Here is a 22,187-nt window from a genome sequence, read left to right as displayed (position 1 = left end):
AGAGCAGTAGGATATGTCATGGAAGCGGGCGATGGGTCTGCGGTTTGTGTGTGGTTTCGCGACTTACACAATACCGCATTCCATCGTCCGTTTTCTTGTAAATCAACCGATTATCGTCGGTCAGCGTCTTAAGTAAGTGCCATTCGGGTCTGACCCCATAGGGGCGGTCTCGGCGCCTTTGTCCGGCGAACAAGCTGCCAACGTCGAGATAACATGGGGATTCCCAAGGGACGAATCCCCGCCCTTGCCTGGTCACTTCCAACAGACAAGCCGAGCTTTCTCGCGGCTCGACGCCAGTTTGCAAAGCACGGAATAAAAAGGGCGCTGGCTGCAAGGCAGTCGGCCAGCGCCAAGGGGGGCTCGGGCTGCTAGTCCACCAGGACGGGTATTCGCGCCAGGATGCCGAAGTTCTCGCCCCCCGTCTGGCCCTTGGGTTCGTGATAGTCGCAACTGGGCAGGAAGTAGATACTCATCTTGCGCCAGTCGGCGGGATCGCCGTTCTGGAACTGCAGGCCGAAATGGTCGACGAAGTCTCCCCAGCGCGCCTCGCCATCGGTACTGGTGTTCTCCCAGTCGCCCGGCCACTCCACGTCTTCGGAATCCGGCGCCAGGCTCATCCGCTCGGGAGCGAACTCGTCGATCTTGTTCTCCTGGGCATTGCTCACCATCCACACGATATGCACGGTGACCGCCCCCACCAGGGCGTTGCTGGGAGAGACACCGTCCTCGCAGTCGATCACCGGCAGGGTCAGGGTCCAGGTGATCTCGCGATCCGTCGCCTCCACCCAGCAGTCGTAGAGGTCACTGAAGGCCGACTGCACCTGGCCGTTGTTGGTGGCGATATCCTCGCCGTAGTACATCTCGTTCTCGTTGCCGTCGCCACACACCAGGTTCCTGAGCTCGTTGGCATTGGTGGCGCCGCTCTGGTCATGCTCGAAGTTGGTCCAGCCGCCGGTCTGGTCGCCCTCGGGAATGAAGCGCCCCACATCGCAGGAGTAGTTGCCGTCCGGATCCTGGAGCGCCTGCTGGCACAAGGCAATCGGTTGGTCCACGTCCTCGGGCCGCAGCGTGCCGGCGAAGCCGATATAGGCCACAGAGCGTGCAACGACGTCATAGCCCTCGAAACCCAGCACCCGGCCGAAGAAGGCCTCCACCTGGGTCTGCTCCCGGGCCGTGACCACTTCCACGGCGTTGATGAAAGGATCGAAGGGATCATATTGATCCAGCTCTTCGGTGGTCTTGGTCGTCAGGTTCACCGGCTCCAGGGAGTCGTCGGGCGTGAAGGTTCGGTTGGCGAAGCTCCAGTGGCCGCGCAGCGCACTGATCACTTCCGACGGGGTGTTCTGGCTGTCGTTGGCCTGGGCCGCATCGGTGGCGATCTGGTTGGCGCCGGGATTCACCGAGCTGCCATCCGCCGTATAGAGGAAGCGGGCACCGGCAAGGGAACCGGCATCGGCGGCGTTGTGCAGCTCGTTTCTGGCCACGAAGAGGTTGCCGCCGTCCACCGAGAGGGCGGTGAAGGCCAGCAGCATGAACAGCGCCAGGGTGACCAGCACGATGGAGACGCCGCCCTGCCGGCCGGGGGCGCCATGGCGCCAGCCGGCGCGTCGGGATGTGTGCATGTTCATGGCTATTCCGCTCGCATGGTGGTGGTGGCAGAGAGCTCCAGGATCCCGCCCAGGGTACCGATGAAGCTGGGCAGCAGCAGGAACTGGTAGGGGTAGTCGACGATGACGGTGACATCGCTGCCCGGCGGCATGGTGTCGTCGGAGCGCTGGATGTCGATCGCCATCTCCGCAGGACCACCCAACGAGATCAGGTACTGCTCGGCATAGTCGCGAATCGCCTGTTCGATGGCGGCGTTCTCGGTGGCCAGGTCCCGTGGCTGTGGCTTGAACAGAATCCCCGTCCTGGCCCCTTCCCGGCTGGCATTGGTCAACGTTGCCTTGTCGTACAGGGCGACGCTGAACTCGATGATGCCGAACAATAGAAGGAACAGCAGCGTGGCCGAGATGGCGAACTCGACGGTTTCTGTCCCCCGCTGTCTGTGCAGCGACGCTCGCTGCCGTTTCCGACCTGTCATGTTCCGTTCCTCCGCTTCTGGCCACCCTTACCGAGACTCATTGCCCTCACTCTTCGCGGCTGCCACCGCCATTGCGCCGCAACAGGCTGTCGAGGTTGCGGGCATTCTGGCTGGCGGTGAGGTAATAGGCCGGCGACAGCCGCATGGCTTCGTGGAAGAAGCCCATGGCATCCTGATAGCGGCCCTCGAGCATCGAGATATAGCCGATGTCGTTGTAGGCCTTGGCCCGGTCGCCGTTGCGGGCCACGGCCTCGATGGCCGTCTCGTGGTCGCCTTCCCGGGCATAGACCAGCCCCAGGTTGCGCCAGGCCAGCTCGTAGCTGGGGTTGGCGCTCACCGCGCGGCGCAGCGACTGGCGCGCCCCCGGCCAGTCGCCGGCCAGGTAGCGCGAGTAGCCCAGGTTGTTGAGCACCAGTGGCGTGCCGGGGGCGATCTCCAGCGCCTTCTCGAAGTGCTGCCGGGCCTGGGCATGCTCGCCGCTCATGTCGGCGATCACCCCCAGGGCGTTGTAGGCCTGCCAGGGGGCCCTGCCCCGCGCGACCAGCGGCTCGAGGTGCTGCCTGGCCGTCTCGAAGTCCCGCTGCTCGAGCAGCACGATCCCCAGGGCGGTGTTGGCCCCCAGGTGGCCGGCATCGATCTCCAGTGCCCAGCGATAGGCCTTCTCGGCCAGGTCATGGTTGCCGCGGCCATGGTGGATGATACCGACGCTGTAGAGCGGGTCGGGCTGCGGGCGCTTCTCCATGCGCAGCCCGCGCAGGTACTCGAACAACGCCCGGTCGGGATCGCCGGCCCGCATGGCGGCGTTGCCGTTGCGGTAGGCCTCCTCCGGGGAGGCGACCGGGAAGGCCGTGCTGTACTCCACCGAGGAGCCCCCTCCCCCCAGCGATGCATAGGGATCCGCGCCGCCCTGTTGCTGGGCGGTGCTGGCACAGCCGCCCAGGGTCAGGGCGAGCGCCACACAGGCGATGCGAAGGTGATGTTGGGTTGTCATGACAGCTTCCCCCGAATACTGGTTATCGTCGTTATCGCGTGGTGCCGGCTCAGCGACCGGCCAGGGCCGCCATGGCCCCCAGCAGTGGCGGCCCCAGGGCCACCACGAAGAAACTGGGAAAGACGCAGAAGATCAGCGGGAAGAGCATCTTGGTGCTGACCTTGGCGGCCTTCTCCTCGGCCTCCTGGGTGCGCTTGTCGCGCAGTTCCACGGCGTAGATACGCAGGGTCATGGCAATGCTGGTGCCGAAGCGCATGCTCTGCAGCAGGGTGGTGACCAGGCCGCGAATGTCGTCGACGCCGGTGCGCTCCTCCAGGTCGCGCAGGGCGGCCTTGTTGTCCATGCCGGCCCGGGTCTGCAGGCCGAACAGGTGCAGCTCCTCGGCCAGCTCCGGGTGGCTCACCTCCAGGTCGCGGGCGACCCGCTGGATGGCCGCCCCCAGGCCCAGCCCCGCCTCGCTGCACACCACCAGCAGGTCGAGGGCATCGGGCAGGCCGCGGCGCAGCAGCAGGCCACGGCGTTTGATGGTGCGCTCCAGCCAGAAGCGTGGCAGCAGGTAGCCAACGATGGCGGAGATCACCACCAGGATCACGCTGATCGCCGGGTCTATACGCACGAAGGGCACCACCAGGATCAGCAACAGCAGCGGCGGCACCACGGTGAACAGCAGGCGCACCCCGAAGAAGAGGTTGACCGCCCCCGGCGAGCGCTTGCCGGCGCGGCGCAGGTCCCGGGCGATACGGCTCCTGGCCTCCTCCTCGGTGGGCACCAGGCGCTCGCCCATGGGGCCCAGCCACTGCCCCAGCCCCGACTCCCCGGCGTTGCCGGTGGCGGCGCTGGCCTCCAGGTGGCGCAGGCGCCGGCGCAGGGGATCGGACATGCCCATCACCACCAGCATCACCGCAATCATCAGGGCGAAGATCGCCAGGCCGAGCATGGCGGCAAAGCCCAGCTGTATCGCCTGGGGGTCATCGAGCCGTTCACTCAACGGTTCCAGCCACATCATCACGCTTTCCATGTCATGCCCTCCTCACACCTCGATGCGCACGATCTTGCGCATCCACAGGATCCCGATGACGATCATCACGAAGGCCGCCACCACCAGCTGCCGCCCGGTCGGGTCCTGGGTCAGCATGGGCAGGAACTTCGGCGAGGTCAGGGTCAATACCCCCGCCAGCACGAAGGGCAGCAGCGAGAGGATCCAGGCCGCCATGCGCCCCTGGGCCGAGAGGGTGCGCACCTTGCGGTGGAAGCGGAAGCGGTCGCGCACCACCGCGGCCAGGCCGTCGAGCAGCTCGGCGAGGTTGCCGCCGGTCTCCTTCTGGATCAGCACCGAGGTGACGAAGATCATCACCGTCACGCTCTGCACCCGCCGCAGCAGGCCGAGCATGGCGCCGCGCACGTCGCCGCCGTAGTTGATCTCCATGAAGGTGGTGCGGAACTCGCCGGCGATGGGCTCGGCCATCTCCTCGGCCACCAGGTGCATGGCATCGCTGAAGGGGTGGCCGGCGCGCAGCGCCCGGGCCATGATGATCAGGGCGTCGGGCAGCTGCTCTTCAAAGCGGGCCAGGCGCCGGCTGCGGGCCAGGGTCAGGCGCAGGAAGGGCAAGGCGCCGGCCGCGAGCCCCAGCAGCACCGCCAGGGGCAGCGGCAGCAGGAAGAACCCCGCCACACCGGCGCCGACGCCCAGTACCAGCGCCAGCAGTACCACCCGATAGGCGGGTGTCTCGCGGCCGGCCTGCTCGACGAGCTGCTCCACCCGCTCCATGCCGGGCAGGGCCTCCAGCGCCCGCTCCAGGGGCGAGAGTTCTCGCAGGTACTTGCGCCGCACCAGCGAGATCTCGCTGCGCTCCGACTCGGCGGAGATCGCCCGCAGGCGCTTCTTGAGGCGCTTCTGCGCCTGGCGGTTCTCGCCGAAGGCGGGTACCAGGAAGCTCTGCACCAGCAGGAAGGCGGCGATGAAGACCATGCCGATGACGATCGTCCGATCGGAGAGCTGGATGTCCAGGCTGATCAGATCCATGACCGCTGCCCTCCGGTGTTCTGGAAGATCTCCAGGCCCGGATCGAGCCCGCGGCGCTTGAGGTGGTCGTGGAAGCCGGGCACCACCCCGGTGGCCAGGTAGCGGCCGGCCACCCTGCCCTCGGCGTCCATGCCCTCGCGCTCGAAGCGGAAGATCTCCGACATGGTGATGATCTCGCCCTCCTGGCCGTTGACCTCCTGCACGCTGACCAGGCGGCGCACGCCGTCCTCCTGGCGCTCGATCTGCACCACCACGTCGATGGCCGAGGCGATCTGCGAGCGCAGCGCCTGGGGCGGCAGCTGGTAGCCGCTCATGGCCACCATGTTCTCGATGCGCGTCAGGGCATCGCGGGGGGTGTTGGCGTGGATGGTGGTCAACGAGCCGTCGTGGCCGGTGTTCATGGCCTGCAGCATGTCGAAGGCCTCGCCGCCGCGCACCTCGCCGACCACGATGCGGTCGGGGCGCATGCGCAGGCTGTTGCGTACCAGGTCGCGCTGGCTCACCTCACCCTTGCCCTCGATGTTGGGCGGCCGGGTCTCCAGGCGTCCCACGTGGGGCTGCTGGAGCTGCAGCTCCGCCGAGTCCTCGATGGTGACGATGCGCTCGTCGTGGGGAATGAACCCCGAAAGCACGTTGAGCAGGGTGGTCTTGCCGGCGCCGGTGCCGCCGGAGACCAGCACGTTGAGCCGGCCCTTGACCACCTTCTCCAGCAGCCGGGCGATCTCCGGCGAAATGCTGCCGTACTCCACCAGGCTGTCGACGCCGAGGCGCTCCACCGCGAAGCGGCGGATCGACAGCATGGGGCCGTCGATGGCCAGCGGCGGGATCACCGCATTGACCCGCGAGCCATCCTTGAGGCGGGCGTCCACCATCGGCGAGGACTCGTCGATGCGTCGCCCCACGCTGGAGACGATGCGGTCGATGATGGTCATCAGGTGGGCGTCGCTGTCGAAGCGCAGCTCGGTCTGCTCCAGCTTGCCGCGGCGCTCCACGTAGATGGGCGTGGTGCTGTTGACCAGGATGTCCGATACGCTCCTGTCGGCGAGCAGCGTCTCCAGCGGCCCCAGCCCCAGTACCTCGTCCTGCAGCTCGGTGACGATGCGCTGGCGCAGGGCGGCGTTGAAGGGCAGGGTCTCCTTGCTCATCAGCGACTCGCACACCTGCTGCACCTGCGACCGGGCCTCGCGCTCCTCCAGGGTGCTGAGCAGAGTCAGGTCCATCACCTTGACCAGCTGGCGGAACAGTTTCTGCTTGTACTCCTGCTCGGCCTGGGAGAGCCGGCCGGGCCCGCGCCCTCCCCAGCTCGAACGCGGGTCGACATCCACGGCAGGGGTCATTCGATCTCGCAGGTTCATCGCCACTCTCCTTGATGTCCGCCTTGCGCTATGTCCGGATGCCACCACTCGAGGTGTGGCTTTTCGTTGGATGTTTTTCCTACCTTGCCCTGTCCGTCGCTCAATGCCGTCCCGGCAGGGCCCAACCCAGCAGCGAGCGCCTGCGGGGCTGGCCGGCGCCGGGCGGCGGCGCATCCAGGGCCTCGGCCAGCGCCTTGAACTGGCGGGTCAGGGGCGACCTGGGGGCGATATCACGCAGCGGGCTGCCCACGTTGATGCTGTGGCAGGCCCGCTTGAAGTCGTTGGGCAGGGTGTGCAGCGTCAGGCCCGGCAGGGCATCGCCGATGGCCTCGAGGTCGATGTCGCTGCGCTTGTCGTAGCGGTTGACCACCACGCTGACGCGTGACGACAGCAGGCCGAGCTCGTGGAGGAGGATGTCGCGCAGGCGCTGGGCATCGTGCAGGTGCGCCACGCCCTGCTGCATCACCACCAGCACATGGTCGGCGCGCTCCAGCACGCAGGCGGTGGCGCCGTTGATCCAGCGCGGCAGGTCCACCACCACCTCGTCGTGGGCCTGGGCGAGCACCTGCAGCAGCTGCTCGACGCGGCCTTCCGGCACCTCGCCCAGGCTCAGGCGATCCCCCGGCGAGGAGGCCAGCAGGCCCAGCCCGCTCTCGTGGCGCCGCAGGTAGGCCTCCAGCGCCAGGGAGTCCAGGCTGTCGGCCGACTCCAGGGCTCGCACCAGGCCATGGTCGGGCACCAGGTTGAAATAGAGCGGCAGCGAGCCGAACTGCACGTCGAGGTCGACCAGCACCGTACTGCGCCCCTGCCTCGCCAGGCGATGGGCCAGGTTGGCCGCCACCAGGCTGGCCCCGGAACCGCCCTTGGCGTTGATCACCGCGGTGGTGCGCGCCACCCGGCCGGTTTCCTGGCGACGGTCGCGATCCAGTTCCCGCAGGAACTGCAGGATCTCGCCATCGTCGATGGGCGGCGTGAAGAAGTCCCGCGCCCCGGCGCGCATGGCCAGGCGAATCAGCTCCACGTTCCCCCTGGGCCCCACCACCAGCAGCGGCGGACGCTCGCTCGCCGGCCGCTCGCACAGTGCGGTGAGTTCGGCCTCCCAGTGATCGCCGACCAGCAGTATCAGGGCATCGGGCAGGGGCGAGACGCCCTGCAGGGGATCGACGCTGCCATTGACCATCAGCCGGGAACTCGCCTGGATGTCCGCCTGGCTGCAGAGCAGCGTCTCCAGGGCCTGCAACTCCTCCCTGGCCCGTCCCGCCAGCAGTATCTCGAGCCGTTTACGCATTGCATCACCTGCTTGTCATCGAAGTTGTCGGCAGCCTCACTGCGCGGAGCCGGGTGCCTGACCGCCCCCGGCCGGCGCCAGGCGATAGGTGCGCATCGCCTCCGCCGCCTTGGCGCCGTGCAGTGGCGTCACCTGGTCGCCGGGCTCCCAGGTCTGTATCGACTTGGTGTGGCGTACGCTGTCGCCGAAGGGCGGCAGGTCGGCGCCGGGCTTCGGCGCCACGCAGCCGGCCAGCAAGAGGGTGACGACGATGGCCGGCAGCCAGGCGTGTCGCGGCAGGCGGGACGACAGGACGGTATGTGAACGAAACATGGTGCGTTCTCCCGAATGGTTGCAGCGACGGCGATCAGAGGTCATGGCCGAACCGGCCTTCGGTTCCGCCCTCCGGGCGGCTCGACATCAGCTCCAGGTCGAAGCTGGTGGGACGCGGAAGGGGGTTGTCGCGCTCCTCCAGCGACCGGAAGCTGCCCAGCAGGTAGAACTCCAGGTCGTTGGGAGGCACGAAGGAACCGGTGGGCAGCCGCACCTGCTCCGGCGCGAAGGAGCGGGCCAGCCGCGGGGTGACGAAGATCACCAGCTCGGTCTGCTCCTTGATGAACTCCTGGCTGCGGAACAGGGCCCCCAGCACCGGCACCTCGCCCAGGCCCGGCAGCTTGGAGACGTTCTCGCGCAGGGTCTCGTTGAGCATGCCGGCGATGGCGATGGTCTGGCCGGTGGCCAGTTCCACCGTGGAGCTGGCGCTGCGCTTGGCCAGGGCCGGCACGAAGAACTGGGCGCTTACCCCGCTACCCACGCCGACCTGCAGGCTGTTGACCGGCACCAGGTCGGAGACCGAGACGTCCACCTTGAGGTTGATGGTGCCGGAGTCCAGCACCACCGGCAGGAAGCCGAGCCCCACGCCGAACTCCTTGTGCTCGATGGCCACCTGGCCGTCGCCCTGGGGCACGGGGATGGGGAACTCGCCCCCGGCGAGGAACTGGGCCGGCTGGCCGGTCAGGGTGGTGAGGTTGGGCTCGGCGAGGATCTTGGCCACCCCCTCGCGGCTGGCCGCATCCAGCACCAGGTTGAGCAGGTAGTCGCTGCGCTGGTAGCTGGCGAAGATACCGGTGTCCTCGATGGTGGCGGTGGCCGGAGAGAACTCGGACACGGCGGGGCCAACGGGTGTCTGCCCCGGGAAAAAAGGCAATGCTGACAAGCGATCTCCACCCATTCCGGAGAATGTGGCATCCGGGAAGCTGGCCCCGCCGCTGACGCCGCCGATGCGCAGCGCCGAGGAGCCGACATTGAAGACGTTGAAGTTGGCCTCCAGGCGCTTGACCAGCGAGCGCGACACCTCCGCCACCTTGACGTCGAGCATCACCTGCTGGGCGCCGCCCACCTGCATCAGGTTGAGCACGGCCCCCTCGCCGCCACCGGCGAAGCGGTTGGCCAGGCGCAGCGCGGTCTCCAGCCGCTCGGCGCTGGAGACCTCGCCGCTGAGCACGATGCCCTCCTGGGCCGAGCGCACCTGGACGTTCTCGCCGGGCAGCAGCTCGTGCAGGTTGCTCTTCAGCGTCTCCAGGTCGTGGGTCACGGTGACGTTGAGGGTGCCCTCGACGTTCTCCGAGCGGTCCCAGAGCACCACGTTGGTGGTGCCGGTGGACTTGCCCAGCACATAGATCTGGCGGGAGCCCATCACCACGATATCGGCGATCTCGGGGTTGCCCACCGAGACCACCCCGACCGCCCGGGGAAACTGCAGCACCTGCCCCTTGTTGATCGCCACGGCCACCGATACCGCCCGCCCCTCCTGGGGCATGGCGACGCTACGCTGCTCGCCGACCTGTGCCGAGAGCTGGGATGCCCAGCTCGCCGCCAGGAGTGCCAGCAGTGCCAGTGCCAGCCATTTCAGCCATTCGCCTTGCCTGATCATGTCGATTCTCCCCGGTTGCCTGTTCTTCTTCTGCGTCTTCTGTTGTTCCTTCCCTTCTTGTTCCCTTCCCATTCCCTTCTCATGCCCGGTTTGCCGTGATCGCCCCTGCCCCGGCGGTCGACCTTCGTGTTCCCTGGCGAGTCAGTTGCGCACGTTGACCGTGCTGCTCTGGGTGCCGCGTATTACCTGCACCTGGCGCTGCACCGGTGCCGCTCGCCGCCGCGGTGGCGGCGAGGCCCGCTCCTCGGGCTCGTCGACATTGAGCACCGTGCGCTGGGCCGCCAGCAGGCCGGAGTCCTCCTCCTTCTCCAGGGGGTTGCGCAGGGTGAGCTGCACCTTGCCCTCCTGGGTGGCCTTGACCAGGGTCTCGGCCTCCTGGGTGGTTACCTCCAGGGTCACCGCGCGCACGATCACCGGGCCGTCGCGCTCCTGGCTGGCGATCTGGTCCACCGCCAGCACCTTGAGGTTGTGCAGCACGGTCTTCGACTCGACATCGCTGCGGCTACCGTTGCGCCTGGAAGAGACCACGTCGACCCGGTTGCCCGGCAGCAGGAAGCCCGCCACCCCCACCACGTCGTCGACCCGCACGCTCATGGCGCGCTTGCCGGGGTCGAGCAGCGCGGCCAGGGCGCTGCCGCCCAGGTGCTCGGAGACCCGCCCCTCGAGCACCACCTCGCCGGGGTAGATCACCTGGTTGCTGACCCGCCCCACCACGTTCTCGACATCGTTGAAGCTGTTGGGCGGCACCACGTCCTTGGGCATGGTCACCACCTTGAGGTCGGAGGCCTGCACGGTGGTGCCGAAGGGCACCTGCAGGGCCGCCACCACCACCTGGGTGGCATCGGCCAGGGCGTCGCCCTCGCCGCCCTGCTCCTGCATCCAGTTCATGGCCACCACAGCCGCCCCCAGCGCCATCATCAGCGAGAGCGCGAACATGGCGAAGATCCCCTTGCGTTTCATGATGCATCCCTCCGGTTGGCGGCGACGTCGCCGTTCGCTGAATCAGAGAAGTCGCCGAAGTAGGTCTGCCAGGCCCAGGCCAGGGTCTCGCGATCGAGTGCCTGGCCGCCCCGGTAGTCGAGCTGGTCCCCGGCGAGGCTCAGCAGGTCGCGGGGGTGGCAGGCGAGCAGCGGCACGCCGAAGCGTGCGTGGAGCTCGTCGATCACGAACTCGCCGAGCGCCGGCTCGAAGGGCAGCCCCTGGCCCTCGCACTGCTGCCGCCAGATCGCCAGGTAGGCGTCGCGGGACAGCGGCGAGAAGCGGATCTTGTAGCCGATGCGGCGCAGGAAGGCGGCATCGGCCAGGGTGAGCGGGTCCAGGTTGGTGGAGAACACCAGGGCCACGTCGAAGGGCACGCTGAAGTGGTAGCCATTGGAGAGCGCCAGGAAGTCGCGACGCTCCTCCAGCGGCACGATCCAGCGATTGAACAGCTCGGTGGGGGTCATGCGCTGGCGGCCCAGGTCGTCGATCACCAGCATGCCGTTGTTGGACAGCAGCTGGACCGGCGCCTGGTGGATATGAGTCGCCGCGTCGTACTGGATCTCGAGCCGCTCCATGGTCAGCTCGCCGCCGGTGACCACGCAGGGGCGGTGGCAGCGCACGTAGCGCGGGTCGTGCCCCTCCTCGAGATAGAGCTGGGCGGCGGACGGCGCCTCGGCCGGGTCCTCCAGCGCCTGGTGTACGGCGGGGTCGTAGCAGCGCACCGCCTTGCCCCCCACCAGGATGGCGTGGGGGATGAGCACCTCGCCCTCCAGCAGCCGCACCAGGCGCCGGGCGATATAGCTCTTGCCGGTGCCCGCCTCGCCGTGGATGAACATGGCGCGGCCGGAGTGCAGCCCCGGGCCCAGCTGGTCGAGCAGTGCCGGATCGATCACCGTGTCGGCGAAGGCGTCCATCACCGTGTCGCGGCGAATGGCCACGTCGCTGAGCGCCTGGCGGCGCACCCGGGCGTTATAGGCCTCGAGGGTGACCGGCGCCACGCCGCTGTAGCCGTCACGGTTGAGTGCCTCCAGCGCCGAGGCGCGGCCGCGGTCGGTCAGCCCGAAGCGCAGCACCCCGCCGTTGCCCTGGCCACGCACCTCAAGGCGCCCCTCGTCGCGCAGGAAACGGCAGGTCTCCTCCACCACGCTACCGGCCAGCGCCGTGCCGCGGCTCAGCTGGTGCAGGTCGAGCACGCCCTGCTCGAAGAGCTGCTTGACCAGCAGGTCGCCCAGATAGAGCACCGAGAGCCCGGTCTCCGCCACTGTGCCGGGGCGCGGCGCCTGCCGGGCCGCCGCGCGGCTGGCGGTGACGTTGTGGAAGATTGGCGCTTCCTGGCTCATGGACCACCTCACATTAGGTTACAAACTGCTTTATCGTTATCGAATGGCCTGGCAATGGCCGCTGGTAACTTCCCGGAATTCTCTGCCCTCTTCCCTCTTCCCTCTTCCCTCTTCCTCTCCCTCTTCCATCTTCCTTCTTTTTTCTTCCGTCTTCTTTTAGCCCAGCGGCCATTGCCAGATCATCCAACCCGTCGTACCAATCGCGATCGACACCGCAAAGGGAAACTTCCTGCCCATCACCTCCCCTTCCTGGGGCGCGATATAGAGCGGCTTCCCTGTCACGGTCAGTGTCTTCAGCATCAGCCCATAGCGGCGCCAGGGAGAGATCGATTGACGGGAAACCAGTGCACTGAAAGCAAACCCCAGGGCGATCACGCCGCCGACGAAGATGCTGGCCAGTGCCGCCTGCAAGACGCCCCATGGGCCAATAAAGGTGCCCACCGCGGCCATCAGCTTGGCATCTCCGGCGCCGGTAAAGCCCATCAGGTAACCGGGCATCAGGATCGCCAGCCCCACCAGCAGACCCGTGATGGCGGCCAGGACACCGCCGGGACCTGCTGTGATCACCTGCAGCAGGATGCCCAGTGCGGCCCCGGCCATAACGAGCAGGTTGGGGATACGCCGTGACCGCAGATCCCAGGCTACCGCGCTCCAGATCAGCAGCAGTATCAGGCCGAGAATCAGCAGGTGCTCATAGCGCATGATGCCCCCTTAATAATAATGTAGGTGGTATCGCCAACATCCATGTCAGCGACTTTTCCTGGGAAATCACCTTACTCCGCAGGCGTTGCTGAATCTCCACCACCTGCAACAAGAGCATCATTGATACTTGCAAGAAACTGCCTTGCGTTCTCACCAATCACTACAAATATTGCAGCACCAACGGCCACGATCAGTCCCCCTACCAGGGCCCACTCCACCACCTCGGTGCCCTCTTCCTCGCGCCAGAAGCGCTCGATACCCTGCATCAGCTTGCTCATGGTTGCTTCTCCCGTCTGTTTGTCTTTCAAGCTTGCTGTTGTCGGGAACCGGCGCCTCTGGCCCCGGCTCACGTGACTGAGCATCGCTGTTACAATACAGTTACGCTTGGAGTATCTTGCAGCGCCCTAGGAGTATCTTGCGCTGCCCTGGCGCGGGGGCCGCCGGGCGGGAGGGAGCGGCCGTATCGAATCGATTGCCCTATCATGTACAGGCCTTGTACATTGAAAGCCTCGGATAGCGGCCTTATCTTGTGCATTGTTGTCACACTCCGTAAGCGCCGGATGGCTAGGCTATTGTCATGCGCCCAGGCAGGCTCCCAGGGATGGGCGGCCCGCCCGTCGCCTCGCCACATCGCTTGCCTGCATCACACCAAGAGCCCCCATGACCCCGACATCACGCTCCGCCCCCTCCTCGCCGGCCCGCTGGCTGCCGGCACTCGCCCTGCTGCTCTGCCTGGCCCTGAGCCCGCCACTGGCCGCCCAGGAGCGAACCGCCGTGATCGCTGCCCGGGCCAGCCTCGAGCCCTGGAGCGACCCCCTGGAGGCGCTGGGCAGCCTGCGCGCCGACGAGAGCGTGACCATCTCCTCCACCGTCACCGAGATCGTCGCCGAGGTGAATTTCCGCGATGGCGAGGAGGTGGAGGCCGGCCAGCTGCTGGTACGGCTGGAGGATGGCGAGGAGCAGGCCCAGCTGCGGGTGGCCCAGGCGCTGCGCGACGAGCGCCGCAATGCCGTGGAACGCCTGACCCAGCTGCAGAGCCGCAACATGGCGCCGCGGGCCGATGTGGAGGACGCCCAGGCGCGGCTGCGCCAGGTGCAGGCCGAGATCCAGGCGCTGGAGGCACGGCTCGGCAACTACCGGCTGCGCGCTCCCTTCGACGGCGTGGTGGGCTTTCGCAACGTCAGCATCGGCGCCCTGGTCACCCCGGGCACCGAGCTGGTGACCCTGGACAAGCTGGACGTGATGAAGCTCGACTTCAGCGTGCCCGAGGTCTACCTGGCGCTGCTCGAGCCGGGCCTGCCCCTGACCGCCCATAGCGTGGCCTTCCCCGACGAGACCTTCGAGGGCAAGGTGGCCAGCGTCGGCTCGCGGGTCGACCCGGTCAGCCGCAGCGTCACCGTGCGCGCCGAGCTTGCCAACCCCGAGCTGCGCCTGCGGCCCGGCATGCTGATGGAGGTGGTGCTGCGGCGCAGCCCCCGGGAGGCGGTGGTGGTGCCGGAGTCGGTGCTGATCCCCAGCGGCGATCGCCAGTACGTGCTGGTGATCGACGAGGACGACGACAACCGGCTCGAGCGCCGCGAGGTGCGGGTGGGCGAGCGTCGCATCGGCCAGGCCGAGATCCTCGAGGGGCTCGAGGCGGGTGAACTGGTGGTGGCCCATGGCGTGCAGCGCGCCCGGGAGGGAGACAGGGTGGCATTGCTGGGCATCGCCGATGACGAGACCTCGATCCGCGAGATCCTCGAGGCCAGCCGCGGCGAGGGAGACGCCTGATGCGCCTGTCCGATCTCTCGGTACAGCGCCCGGTGCTGGCCACCGTCCTGGCGCTGCTGATCGTCGCCTTCGGCCTGCTCTCGTTGCAGCGCCTGGCACTGCAGGAGTACCCTTCGATCGACCCGCCGGTGGTCAGCATCGACACCCGTTATCCCGGTGCCTCGGCGAGTGTCGTCGAGACACGCATCACCCAGGTGCTCGAGGACCGCATCGCCGGGGTCGAGGGCATCGAGATCATCACCTCGTCCAGCGAGGATGGCCGCTCGCGGATCAACATCGAGTTCGGCCTGGACAAGGACATCGATGCCGCGGCCAACGACATCCGCGACCGCATCTCCGGTGCGCTGCGCAACCTGCCCGACGACGCCTCCCCGCCCGAGGTGCAGAAGGCCGACTCCAGCGAGGAGATCGTGGTGTGGCTGAGCCTCTCCGGCGAGGGCTACACCATCCCCGAGCTCACCGACTACGCCAACCGCTTCCTGGTCGACCGCTTCTCGGTACAGCCCGGCGTGGCCCGGGTACGGGTGGGCGGTGGCAGCGACTACGCCATGCGCGTGTGGCTCGACCGCAATGCCCTGGCGGCACGCAACCTCACCGTGAGCGACGTGGAGAGCGCCCTGCGCGCCGAGAACGTCGAGCTGCCGGGGGGCTCCATCGAGTCCCGCGACCGCCAGTTCATCGTGCGCCTGCCCCGCGGCTTCAACGAGCCGGACGACTTCGCGCGCCTGTCGCTGGCCCGCGGCGAAGACGGCTACCTGGTGCGCCTGGGGGACGTGGCCCGGGTCGAGATCGGTTCGGTGGAGGACCGCACCTTGTTCCGTGCCAACGGCACCCCCCTGGTGGGCCTGGGCATGATGAAGCAGTCCACCGCCAACGTGCTGGAGCTCTCTCGCGGGGTGCAGGCCGAGATGGAGCGCCTGCAGGGCACCCTCCCCGAGGGCATGACACTGAGCATGAACTTCGACGCCTCGGTGTTCGTCTCCGGTGCCATCCGGCAGGTGGTGATGACGCTGTTCATCGCCATGGGCCTGGTGGTGGTGGTGATCTTCATGTTCCTGGGCAACGTGCGCACCACCCTGGTGCCGGCGGTGACGGTGCCCATCGCGCTGATCGGCGCCTTCATCGCCCTGGCCGCCCTGGGCTTCTCCATCAACCTGCTGACGCTGCTGGCGCTGGTGCTGGCCATCGGCCTGATCGTCGATGACGCCATCGTGGTGCTGGAGAACATCAACCGACGCATGCACGACTACGGCGAGACGCCGCTGGTCGCCGCCTTCCGCGGCACCCGCCAGATCGCCTTCGCGGTGATCGCTACCACCCTGGTGCTGATCGCCGTGTTCGTGCCGCTGAGCTTCCTGCAGGGTACCGTGGGCCGGCTGTTCTCGGAGTTCGCCCTGACCATGGCCGCGGCCGTGGCGATCTCCAGCCTGCTGGCGCTGACGCTGACGCCGATGATGGCCTCGAAGATCCTCAGGCCGGCGATGTACGACAGCCCCGTGGCGCGTGCCGTGCAGTGGCTGCTCGAGCTCTCCCAGCGCCTCTACCGCACCCTGCTGGGCTGGGTGCTCAAGGCACGCCTGGCGGTGCTGGCGGTGTTCGTGGCGCTGGTCGCCGCGACGGCGTGGATGGCCGACCTGCTGCCCAACGAGTACACCCCCCAGGAGGACCGCGGCAACTTCTTCATCCTGGTGAACGGCCCCGAAGGCGCCACCTTCGACTACATGCTGGACTACATGGACGAGATCGAGACGCGGCTGATGCCGCTGGTCGAGTCCGGCGACGCCGAGCGCGTGGTGGTGCGTGCCCCCCGGGGCTTCGGCAACATCGAGACCTTCAACGGCGGCTTCGTCATCATGGGCCTCACCGACTGGGGCAGCCGCCGCAGCGCCTGGGAGATCATGGCCGAGGTGCGCGACCGCCTCGCCGACCTGCCCGGCGTGCAGGCCTTCCCGGTGATGCGCTCGGGATTCGGCCAGCGCACCGTGAAGCCGGTGCAGTTCGTGCTCGGTGGCGGCACCTTCGAGCAGCTCGCCGACTGGCGCGACCGGATGTTCGCGCAAATCCGCGAGCACAACCCCGACCTGATCGGTCTCGACAGCGACTACCGGGAGACCCAGCCACAGCTGCGGGTCGACATCGACTACGAGCGCGCCGCGGACCTCGGCGTCACGGTCACCGAGATCGGCCGCACCCTGGAGGTGCTGCTGGGTGGGCGCAACGTCACCCGCTACGTGAACGACGGCGAGGAGTATGACGTCATCCTGGAGGGCGACCGCGCCAGCCAGAACAGCCCCCGGGCGCTGGACAACATCCAGGTGCGCTCGTCGCGCACGGGCGAGCTGATCCCGCTGGCCAGCCTGGTGCAGCTCACCGACTTCGCCGGCCCCGGCACGCTGAACCGCTTCAACCGCATCCGCGCCATCACCCTGGAGGCCAACCTGGCCAACGGCTATCCGCTGGGCGAGGCACTGGCGTACCTGGAGCAAACCGCCGCCGAGATCCTGCCACCGGAGGCCTACACCGACGTGGCCGGCCCCTCGCGGGACTACCGCGAGGCCAGTGGCGCCACCACCTTCCTGCTGGTGCTCGGTGCCCTGGTGGTGTTCCTGGTGCTGGCCGCCCAGTTCGAGAGCTTCGTGCACCCCTTCGTGATCATGCTCACCGTGCCCCTGGCGATGAGCGGCGCCCTGCTGGGGCTGCTGGTCACCGGCCAGTCGCTCAACATCTACAGCCAGGTGGGGCTGGTGATGCTGATCGGCCTGGCCACCAAGAACGGCATCCTGATCGTGGAGTTCGCCAACCAGCTGCGCGACCAGGGCATGGCCTTCCGCGATGCCCTGGTCGACGCCTCGGTGACCCGCCTGCGGCCGATCCTGATGACCGCCGTGACCACCATGGCCGGGTCCATCCCGCTGATCGTCTCGGGCGGTGCCGGTTCCGAGGCGCGCATGGTGATCGGCACGGTGATCATGGCCGGGGTCGCCGCCGCCACCCTCTTCACCCTGTTCGTGGTACCGGTGGCCTACGACCTGCTGGCCCGCCGCACCGGGTCACCCGGCGAAGTGAAGCGCCGGCTGGAATCGGAAATGGAGGACAGCCTCGCCGAGTACTGATCCCCGGGCGGGTCATGACAACGAAGAAGGCCACCGAGCGGTGGCCTTCTTCGTCGAGGGAGAGCCGGGGATCAGCAGTCGCCGATACGCTCGCCCTGGATGTCGGTATGCATCTGCATCTCGCCCATGGGCGAATCGGTCAGGATGTCCACACCGCCCTCGACCCGCTCGCCGAGAAACGCCATGTGACCATCGATGTTGGCCTCACCACCCTCGGCGCGGCACACCATGCGGTAGTCGACACCATCGGCGCTGACGTTATGCTCGAGCAGCTCGCAACCCTCTTCCTCCTCGATGAGGTGGAACTCCGCGTCATCCAGGTCCCCCTGGACGATGCACTCCTGATGGGTCTCGGTCTGGTCGGGGATCGGCATGTCGCCCTTCACCGAGGTGGTGCTGGTGAACTGCCACTGGCCCGGCACGATGTTGGGGGTGTCGGCCACGGCGGCCAGCGGCAGGGCCAGCACGGCAGCGGCCAGCAGGGAACGTAACGGCATGGGGTGTCTCCCGGTCTGTGAATGGCATGCCTCTCCTTCGGCACGGGGGTCAGCTTACCCGAATCGGGGCGCTTGCCCAATTTTCGACGAGAAACCTGCTTCCAACGCCCTGCCGACGGATCTCCCGAACCCGGTGGCTGCGAAGAGAGCGGAGCAGTGGGGGTATCATCTGATCCCTTTCAAGGCGGCGAGGGCTGCCTTTGCCTTTAAGTCACTGCTGTACTAGCGACGTTTCTATCACGATCAGGCCTCTCGGTCAGTTCGAGCAAGGCTTAGCCCCTGGTCCGATTCTCGAGGAGCACTTCTCATAACAAGGGGAGATGACTAGGGTGAGATACGATAGTCAGTGACACCCACCCGGTTGGAAATCATACGCTACTTTATTCGCAGCCAGGTTTCCCCATGCCGCTGTGCCGAAACTTCACCGTACCCGCCTCCAGAATCGCCTCTAACAACTTACGCTCATCATCCCGCTGAAGATCGTTCAGCAGGAAGACAGCAAGTGGCGCCTCCACGTGCTGACGTATCGCACGGCGCAGCGACCGTGCACCATACTTCCGATCGAATCCGATGCTGCCGATATGGCGCTTCACGGCGTGATCCAGCTTAAGTGTGACCCCGTGCTTTGCCAGGCGGCGGTTGACCCGCTGAATTTCCATGTCGATCAGTGATTCCAGGATGTCATTGTTCAGCCAGTTGAAGACGGTGATCGTATCGATTCGGTTGACGAATTCCGGGGTGAAGCGGCGCAGCAATTCGTGCTCTGCCAGCTTCGTGAGGACCTTCTTGTCTCGCAGCGGTGATGGCGGCAGCAGCCTCCTCGGCCAACGGCTCTTGGCACGTTCATGTGCCTGGATGCGCTTGGCTCCCAGGTTGCTGGTCATGAATACAAGAGAATTTCGGAAGCTGTAGGTGCGCTCCCCTGAGGCGACCGTCAGGCGTCCATTGTCGAATACGTTTAACAGGGCCTGCACCACCTCATCCGAGGCCTTTTCCAACTCGTCGAAGAGCACGATGCCTGGCTTGCCAATGGAGCCTTCGATCAGGCTCTGGTCGAACAGGGTGGTGCCTTCCTTGCTACCCACGTAACCCGGCGGAGCGCCGGTCAGCGCGGCAGCATAGTGCTCCTGTGCCAGAGTATTCATGTCGATGCGACAGAACGCGTCGGCGTCGCCGTGCAGGGCTCGGGCCAGGGCGCGTACCATCTCGGTCTTCCCCACGCCTGTAGGCCCGAGGAACAAAGCGGTATGCAGCGGGCGCCGAGGGTCGGCAATGTCCGCCCGTACGATTCGCAGAGCACGTTCTAGTGCCATCAAGGCGTCGTCCTGTCCGAGTATCTCGCTACGCACGGCGGCCATGATGCCGTCCACGTCGAAGCGATAGCGACTTTCGATCGCCGTGGCATCCAACGGCTGCGCCGGCACGGCGACTCCCTCGTTTTCCGCCGCAAGACGCTCGAGCTCCAACCGCTTGCGGCTGCTTTCATCCAGCATTTCATTGAGAAAAGGCATATCGCTCCCCCTGCATGGGTCCGGTCCGGCCTTCTCGGCCGGACCAGGTCAGCACAACGGCAGGTCAGCCGCCGTGTTCCTCTTCCTTGGCGTCGTACGGAAGTGTTCCGACCGGAGCGCAGGCGACACCGACCTTCGAACGGGTGAAGCCCTCGACCTGTTCGCGCGTCTTTTCCGCGTCATTCACCCAGTTGCGGTAGAATTCGAACGGGCAGTCCGCGACCCCCTTGTCCCCGTCGCCCGCTGCGTGCAGGGCGGAGTAGCCGCGGTGAAGGATCTTGAACAGGTGGTTCTGCGACTGGTCGTTGGCGCGCGCATCGCGGATGCTGCTGACCGACAGCTGGGCATACTGAATCCCGTTCTCCTCGGTGCCGCACTCCCCCAGGGTGCGACCGTCGAAGCCGATGATCGAGGAGTGGCCGAAGTAGCTGTAGACGCCATCGAAGCCGCTGGCGTTGGCTACCGCCACGTAGCAATTGTTGGCCCAGGCCATGCACTTGGCCATGTTGATCTGCTGCTCCTTGGCGGGATACATGTAGCCCTGGCAGCGAACGATCAGCTCGGCACCGCGCATGGCGCAGTCGCGCCAGATCTCGGGGTAGTTGCCGTCATCGCAGATGATCAGGCTGATCTTCATGCCCTTGGGACCGTCGCTGACGAAAGTCTGGTTGCCGGGGTACCAGCCTTCGATCGGACACCAGGGAATGATCTTCCTGTAAGTCTGCACGATCTCACCCTGGTTGTTCATGAGGATCAGGGTGTTGTAGGGGTTGCGCTTGGGATGATCCTCATGGCGCTCCCCGGTGAGGGAGAACACCCCCCAGGTATTGGCCTTCCGGCAGGCGCGGGCGAGAATCTCGGTTTCCTCGCCCGGAATGGTGACCGCAGTCTCCATCATCTCGTCGGGGTCGTACATGATCCCCTGCAGGCTGTACTCCGGGAAGATCACCAGATCCAGGCCTGGCAGGCCCTGTTTCATGCCGACGATCATGTCGGCAATCTTCTGGGCGTTTTCATGGACCTCCTGGCGAGTATGCAAGCGTGGCATCTTGTAGTTGACGACGGCCACGCCTACCGTATCGCTGCTGCTCGAAATATCACCGTGTCTCATGATTCAACTCCTGTTATTTTACGTCTCAAGATCGCCGCCTCTACGCGGCAAACACTGCTGACACGAGGCCAGCCCTAGAACGCGAGAAACTCATGTGCGACTTCGTCGGTGAGATCCTCGGCACTGCCCGCCACCGCTACCCGGCCTTTGTCGAGTACGATGAACTTGTCGGAAACCCGGCGTGCGAACGGGATGTTCTGCTCCACCAGCATGACGGTTATTCCCATCTTCTTGTTGAGATGGAGGATCACCTCCTCGATCTGCTGAACGATATTGGGCTGGATGCCTTCGGTGGGCTCGTCCAGCAACAGCACCTCAGGGCCAAGCGCCAGGGCGCGAGCAATGGCGAGCTGCTGCTGCTGGCCGCCGGACAGATCGCCACCGCGACGGTTCATGAATTCCTTGAGGATGGGGAAGAGCTCCAGAACCCCTTCTGGCATCTCGCGCCGACCGTCTTCACGGCCGAAGGCACCCATGAGGATATTCTCCTTAACAGTGAAGCGGGGGATAATGGCTCGGCCCTGGGGGATGTAGCCGATCCGACGACGGGCACGTTCCGGGGTCGGCAGCTGTCCGATGTCCTCTTCCTTGAACCGCAGTGAGCCCTTGATGCCGTCCGTCAGCCCCATGATGCTCTTCAAGAGCGTGGTCTTCCCGACGCCGTTGCGGCCCAGAATGCTGAACAGCTCGCCTTTTCCCGCCTGGAAGTTGACACCCTGGAGTACCGGGCTCTTGCCGTAGAAAGAATAAAGGTCGAGTGCTTCAAGCATGATTGGCCACCTCGTTGCCCAGATAGGCCGCCCGGACCTTCGGGTCGCTCTCTATTTCCTCGATCGAGCCTTGTGCCAGCAGGGCACCCAACTCCATCACCGTTACCGTCTCGGCGATCTGCCGCACGAAGGTCATGTCGTGCTCGACCACGATCATGGTGTGGTGTCCCTTCAGCGAGTTGAATATCTCGCCGGTACGCCGGGTCTCCTGGATCGTCATGCCTGCCGTCGGCTCGTCCATGAGAATCAGCTTGGCGTCCTGAATGAGCAGCATCGCGATTTCGAGCCACTGGGTCTGACCGTGAGAGAGATTTCCCGCCTTGGTGTGGATGTGATCTTTCAGCTCAACCAGTTCCAGGATCTCCTTCATCCGTCCCCGAACGTGGGTGCGAAAAACGAATCCCGAAGCCAGAATCCCGGGGTTCTGGGAGCGCGCTATTTCCATGTTTTCCAACACCGTCAGCTCCTTGAAGACAGAGGGTGTCTGGAACTTGCGTCCAATTCCCGCACGTGCACGCCGGTGCTCACTCAGTCCGGTAATGTCACGCCCTTCGAACAGGATCTGGCCCGAGGTGGCGGCGGTCTTTCCGCAGATGAGGTCCAGCGTGGTCGACTTGCCCGCACCGTTGGGACCGAGCAGGCAGCGCAGTTCGCCTTGCGCCACGCTCAGGTCGAGATTGTTGACCGCCTTCAAGCCACCGAACTGGACCGACAGGTTCTTGAGTTCCAAATGCGCCACG

20 protein-coding genes are annotated in these 22,187 nt (G+C 66.2%); 2 read left to right on the top strand and 18 right to left on the bottom strand.

Annotated features, from left to right (window positions below; translation table 11 throughout):
* Window positions 1-368: 368 nt before the first annotated feature.
* The 13 genes from ACOMD9_RS14050 to ACOMD9_RS13990 form a co-directional block, all read right to left on the bottom strand.
* On the bottom strand, window positions 369-1,628 hold the full coding sequence (locus tag ACOMD9_RS14050; protein ID WP_421415995.1) for a pilus assembly protein TadG-related protein: 1,260 nt from the start codon (window positions 1,626-1,628) through the stop codon (window positions 369-371).
* A 2-nt stretch (window positions 1,629-1,630) separates the two neighbouring features.
* Window positions 1,631-2,083 (bottom strand): TadE/TadG family type IV pilus assembly protein, encoded by a 453-nt coding sequence (locus ACOMD9_RS14045; protein ID WP_421415992.1) that lies wholly within the window; start codon window positions 2,081-2,083, stop codon window positions 1,631-1,633.
* Between the two features lie 46 nt (window positions 2,084-2,129).
* A complete protein-coding gene (locus tag ACOMD9_RS14040; protein WP_421415990.1) occupies window positions 2,130-3,074 on the bottom strand; it encodes a tetratricopeptide repeat protein in 945 nt (314 codons plus the stop codon).
* A gap of 49 nt (window positions 3,075-3,123) precedes the next feature.
* Entirely contained in the window at window positions 3,124-4,092 is a 969-nt protein-coding gene (locus ACOMD9_RS14035) for a type II secretion system F family protein (protein ID WP_421415987.1), read from the bottom strand.
* Between the two features lie 12 nt (window positions 4,093-4,104).
* Window positions 4,105-5,097, bottom strand: a complete 993-nt coding sequence (locus ACOMD9_RS14030; RefSeq protein WP_421415984.1) for a type II secretion system F family protein — start codon at window positions 5,095-5,097, stop codon at window positions 4,105-4,107.
* Window positions 5,088-6,452 carry a CpaF family protein gene (locus ACOMD9_RS14025; RefSeq protein WP_421415981.1) on the bottom strand — a complete coding sequence of 455 codons (1,365 nt, stop codon included), beginning with the start codon at window positions 6,450-6,452 and terminating at the stop codon, window positions 5,088-5,090. Before ACOMD9_RS14025 ends, ACOMD9_RS14030 begins: the two co-directional genes overlap by 10 nt.
* 100 nt (window positions 6,453-6,552) lie before the next feature.
* A complete protein-coding gene (locus tag ACOMD9_RS14020; RefSeq protein ID WP_421415979.1) occupies window positions 6,553-7,740 on the bottom strand; it encodes an AAA family ATPase in 1,188 nt (395 codons plus the stop codon).
* Between the two features lie 36 nt (window positions 7,741-7,776).
* Window positions 7,777-8,052: a hypothetical protein gene (locus ACOMD9_RS14015; RefSeq protein ID WP_421415976.1), complete on the bottom strand. Its 276-nt coding sequence runs from the start codon at window positions 8,050-8,052 to the stop codon at window positions 7,777-7,779.
* 34 nt (window positions 8,053-8,086) lie between these two features.
* Window positions 8,087-9,652 (bottom strand): type II and III secretion system protein family protein, encoded by a 1,566-nt coding sequence (locus tag ACOMD9_RS14010; protein WP_421415973.1) that lies wholly within the window; start codon window positions 9,650-9,652, stop codon window positions 8,087-8,089.
* Window positions 9,653-9,793: 141 nt separating this feature from the next.
* Complete coding sequence (gene cpaB, locus ACOMD9_RS14005; RefSeq protein ID WP_421415970.1) at window positions 9,794-10,612, bottom strand: Flp pilus assembly protein CpaB; 819 nt, start codon at window positions 10,610-10,612, stop codon at window positions 9,794-9,796.
* Window positions 10,609-11,973 (bottom strand): AAA family ATPase, encoded by a 1,365-nt coding sequence (locus ACOMD9_RS14000; RefSeq protein WP_421415968.1) that lies wholly within the window; start codon window positions 11,971-11,973, stop codon window positions 10,609-10,611. Before ACOMD9_RS14000 ends, cpaB begins: the two co-directional genes overlap by 4 nt.
* Before the next feature lie 156 nt (window positions 11,974-12,129).
* Window positions 12,130-12,675 carry an A24 family peptidase gene (locus tag ACOMD9_RS13995; protein WP_421415965.1) on the bottom strand — a complete coding sequence of 182 codons (546 nt, stop codon included), beginning with the start codon at window positions 12,673-12,675 and terminating at the stop codon, window positions 12,130-12,132.
* 71 nt (window positions 12,676-12,746) lie between these two features.
* Window positions 12,747-12,953, bottom strand: coding sequence for a Flp family type IVb pilin (locus tag ACOMD9_RS13990; protein ID WP_421415963.1), 207 nt, complete (start codon window positions 12,951-12,953; stop codon window positions 12,747-12,749).
* 382 nt (window positions 12,954-13,335) lie between these two features.
* On the opposite strand from ACOMD9_RS13990, the gene ACOMD9_RS13985 reads away from it, so the two are divergent.
* Window positions 13,336-14,445: an efflux RND transporter periplasmic adaptor subunit gene (locus ACOMD9_RS13985; protein WP_421415960.1), complete on the top strand. Its 1,110-nt coding sequence runs from the start codon at window positions 13,336-13,338 to the stop codon at window positions 14,443-14,445.
* Window positions 14,445-17,558: an efflux RND transporter permease subunit gene (locus tag ACOMD9_RS13980; protein ID WP_421415957.1), complete on the top strand. Its 3,114-nt coding sequence runs from the start codon at window positions 14,445-14,447 to the stop codon at window positions 17,556-17,558. Before ACOMD9_RS13985 ends, ACOMD9_RS13980 begins: the two co-directional genes overlap by 1 nt.
* A 71-nt stretch (window positions 17,559-17,629) precedes the next feature.
* Here ACOMD9_RS13980 and ACOMD9_RS13975 read toward each other — a convergent pair whose 3' ends face one another.
* The 5 genes from ACOMD9_RS13975 to urtD all read right to left on the bottom strand — a co-directional run bounded on the left by ACOMD9_RS13975 (window position 17,630) and on the right by urtD (window position 22,186).
* Window positions 17,630-18,055 carry a DUF3617 domain-containing protein gene (locus tag ACOMD9_RS13975; protein ID WP_421415955.1) on the bottom strand — a complete coding sequence of 142 codons (426 nt, stop codon included), beginning with the start codon at window positions 18,053-18,055 and terminating at the stop codon, window positions 17,630-17,632.
* Between the two features lie 380 nt (window positions 18,056-18,435).
* Entirely contained in the window at window positions 18,436-19,566 is a 1,131-nt protein-coding gene (locus ACOMD9_RS13970) for an AAA family ATPase (RefSeq protein WP_421415953.1), read from the bottom strand.
* Between the two features lie 64 nt (window positions 19,567-19,630).
* The gene (locus ACOMD9_RS13965) at window positions 19,631-20,677 is read right to left on the bottom strand and encodes an aliphatic amidase (RefSeq protein WP_421415950.1); all 1,047 of its coding nucleotides are present in this window, start codon (window positions 20,675-20,677) and stop codon (window positions 19,631-19,633) included.
* A gap of 74 nt (window positions 20,678-20,751) precedes the next feature.
* Window positions 20,752-21,447 carry an urea ABC transporter ATP-binding subunit UrtE gene (gene urtE, locus ACOMD9_RS13960; protein WP_421415948.1) on the bottom strand — a complete coding sequence of 232 codons (696 nt, stop codon included), beginning with the start codon at window positions 21,445-21,447 and terminating at the stop codon, window positions 20,752-20,754.
* On the bottom strand, window positions 21,440-22,186 hold the full coding sequence (urtD, locus tag ACOMD9_RS13955) for an urea ABC transporter ATP-binding protein UrtD (protein WP_421415945.1): 747 nt from the start codon (window positions 22,184-22,186) through the stop codon (window positions 21,440-21,442). The genes urtE and urtD overlap by 8 nt, the downstream gene beginning before the upstream one ends.
* Between the last annotated feature and the right edge of the window lies 1 nt (window position 22,187).

This window comes from Halomonas terrestris (genome assembly GCF_049166755.1).
In the GTDB taxonomy this organism is placed as follows: Bacteria; Pseudomonadota; Gammaproteobacteria; order Pseudomonadales; family Halomonadaceae; genus Halomonas.
The sequence above is the reverse complement of the archived record's forward strand: the minus strand, read 5'-3'. Positions and strand labels throughout refer to the sequence as shown.

Coding starts and splice junctions, on each gene's coding strand:
- ACOMD9_RS14050 (WP_421415995.1), bottom strand. CDS start 1,628: ATGAACATGCACACATCCCGACGCGCCGGCTGGCGCCATGGCGCCCCC.
- ACOMD9_RS14045 (WP_421415992.1), bottom strand. CDS start 2,083: ATGACAGGTCGGAAACGGCAGCGAGCGTCGCTGCACAGACAGCGGGGG.
- ACOMD9_RS14040 (WP_421415990.1), bottom strand. CDS start 3,074: ATGACAACCCAACATCACCTTCGCATCGCCTGTGTGGCGCTCGCCCTG.
- ACOMD9_RS14035 (WP_421415987.1), bottom strand. CDS start 4,092: ATGGAAAGCGTGATGATGTGGCTGGAACCGTTGAGTGAACGGCTCGAT.
- ACOMD9_RS14030 (WP_421415984.1), bottom strand. CDS start 5,097: ATGGATCTGATCAGCCTGGACATCCAGCTCTCCGATCGGACGATCGTC.
- ACOMD9_RS14025 (WP_421415981.1), bottom strand. CDS start 6,452: ATGAACCTGCGAGATCGAATGACCCCTGCCGTGGATGTCGACCCGCGT.
- ACOMD9_RS14020 (WP_421415979.1), bottom strand. CDS start 7,740: ATGCGTAAACGGCTCGAGATACTGCTGGCGGGACGGGCCAGGGAGGAG.
- ACOMD9_RS14015 (WP_421415976.1), bottom strand. CDS start 8,052: ATGTTTCGTTCACATACCGTCCTGTCGTCCCGCCTGCCGCGACACGCC.
- ACOMD9_RS14010 (WP_421415973.1), bottom strand. CDS start 9,652: ATGATCAGGCAAGGCGAATGGCTGAAATGGCTGGCACTGGCACTGCTG.
- cpaB (WP_421415970.1), bottom strand. CDS start 10,612: ATGAAACGCAAGGGGATCTTCGCCATGTTCGCGCTCTCGCTGATGATG.
- ACOMD9_RS14000 (WP_421415968.1), bottom strand. CDS start 11,973: ATGAGCCAGGAAGCGCCAATCTTCCACAACGTCACCGCCAGCCGCGCG.
- ACOMD9_RS13995 (WP_421415965.1), bottom strand. CDS start 12,675: ATGCGCTATGAGCACCTGCTGATTCTCGGCCTGATACTGCTGCTGATC.
- ACOMD9_RS13990 (WP_421415963.1), bottom strand. CDS start 12,953: ATGAGCAAGCTGATGCAGGGTATCGAGCGCTTCTGGCGCGAGGAAGAG.
- ACOMD9_RS13985 (WP_421415960.1), top strand. CDS start 13,336: ATGACCCCGACATCACGCTCCGCCCCCTCCTCGCCGGCCCGCTGGCTG.
- ACOMD9_RS13980 (WP_421415957.1), top strand. CDS start 14,445: ATGCGCCTGTCCGATCTCTCGGTACAGCGCCCGGTGCTGGCCACCGTC.
- ACOMD9_RS13975 (WP_421415955.1), bottom strand. CDS start 18,055: ATGCCGTTACGTTCCCTGCTGGCCGCTGCCGTGCTGGCCCTGCCGCTG.
- ACOMD9_RS13970 (WP_421415953.1), bottom strand. CDS start 19,566: ATGCCTTTTCTCAATGAAATGCTGGATGAAAGCAGCCGCAAGCGGTTG.
- ACOMD9_RS13965 (WP_421415950.1), bottom strand. CDS start 20,677: ATGAGACACGGTGATATTTCGAGCAGCAGCGATACGGTAGGCGTGGCC.
- urtE (WP_421415948.1), bottom strand. CDS start 21,447: ATGCTTGAAGCACTCGACCTTTATTCTTTCTACGGCAAGAGCCCGGTA.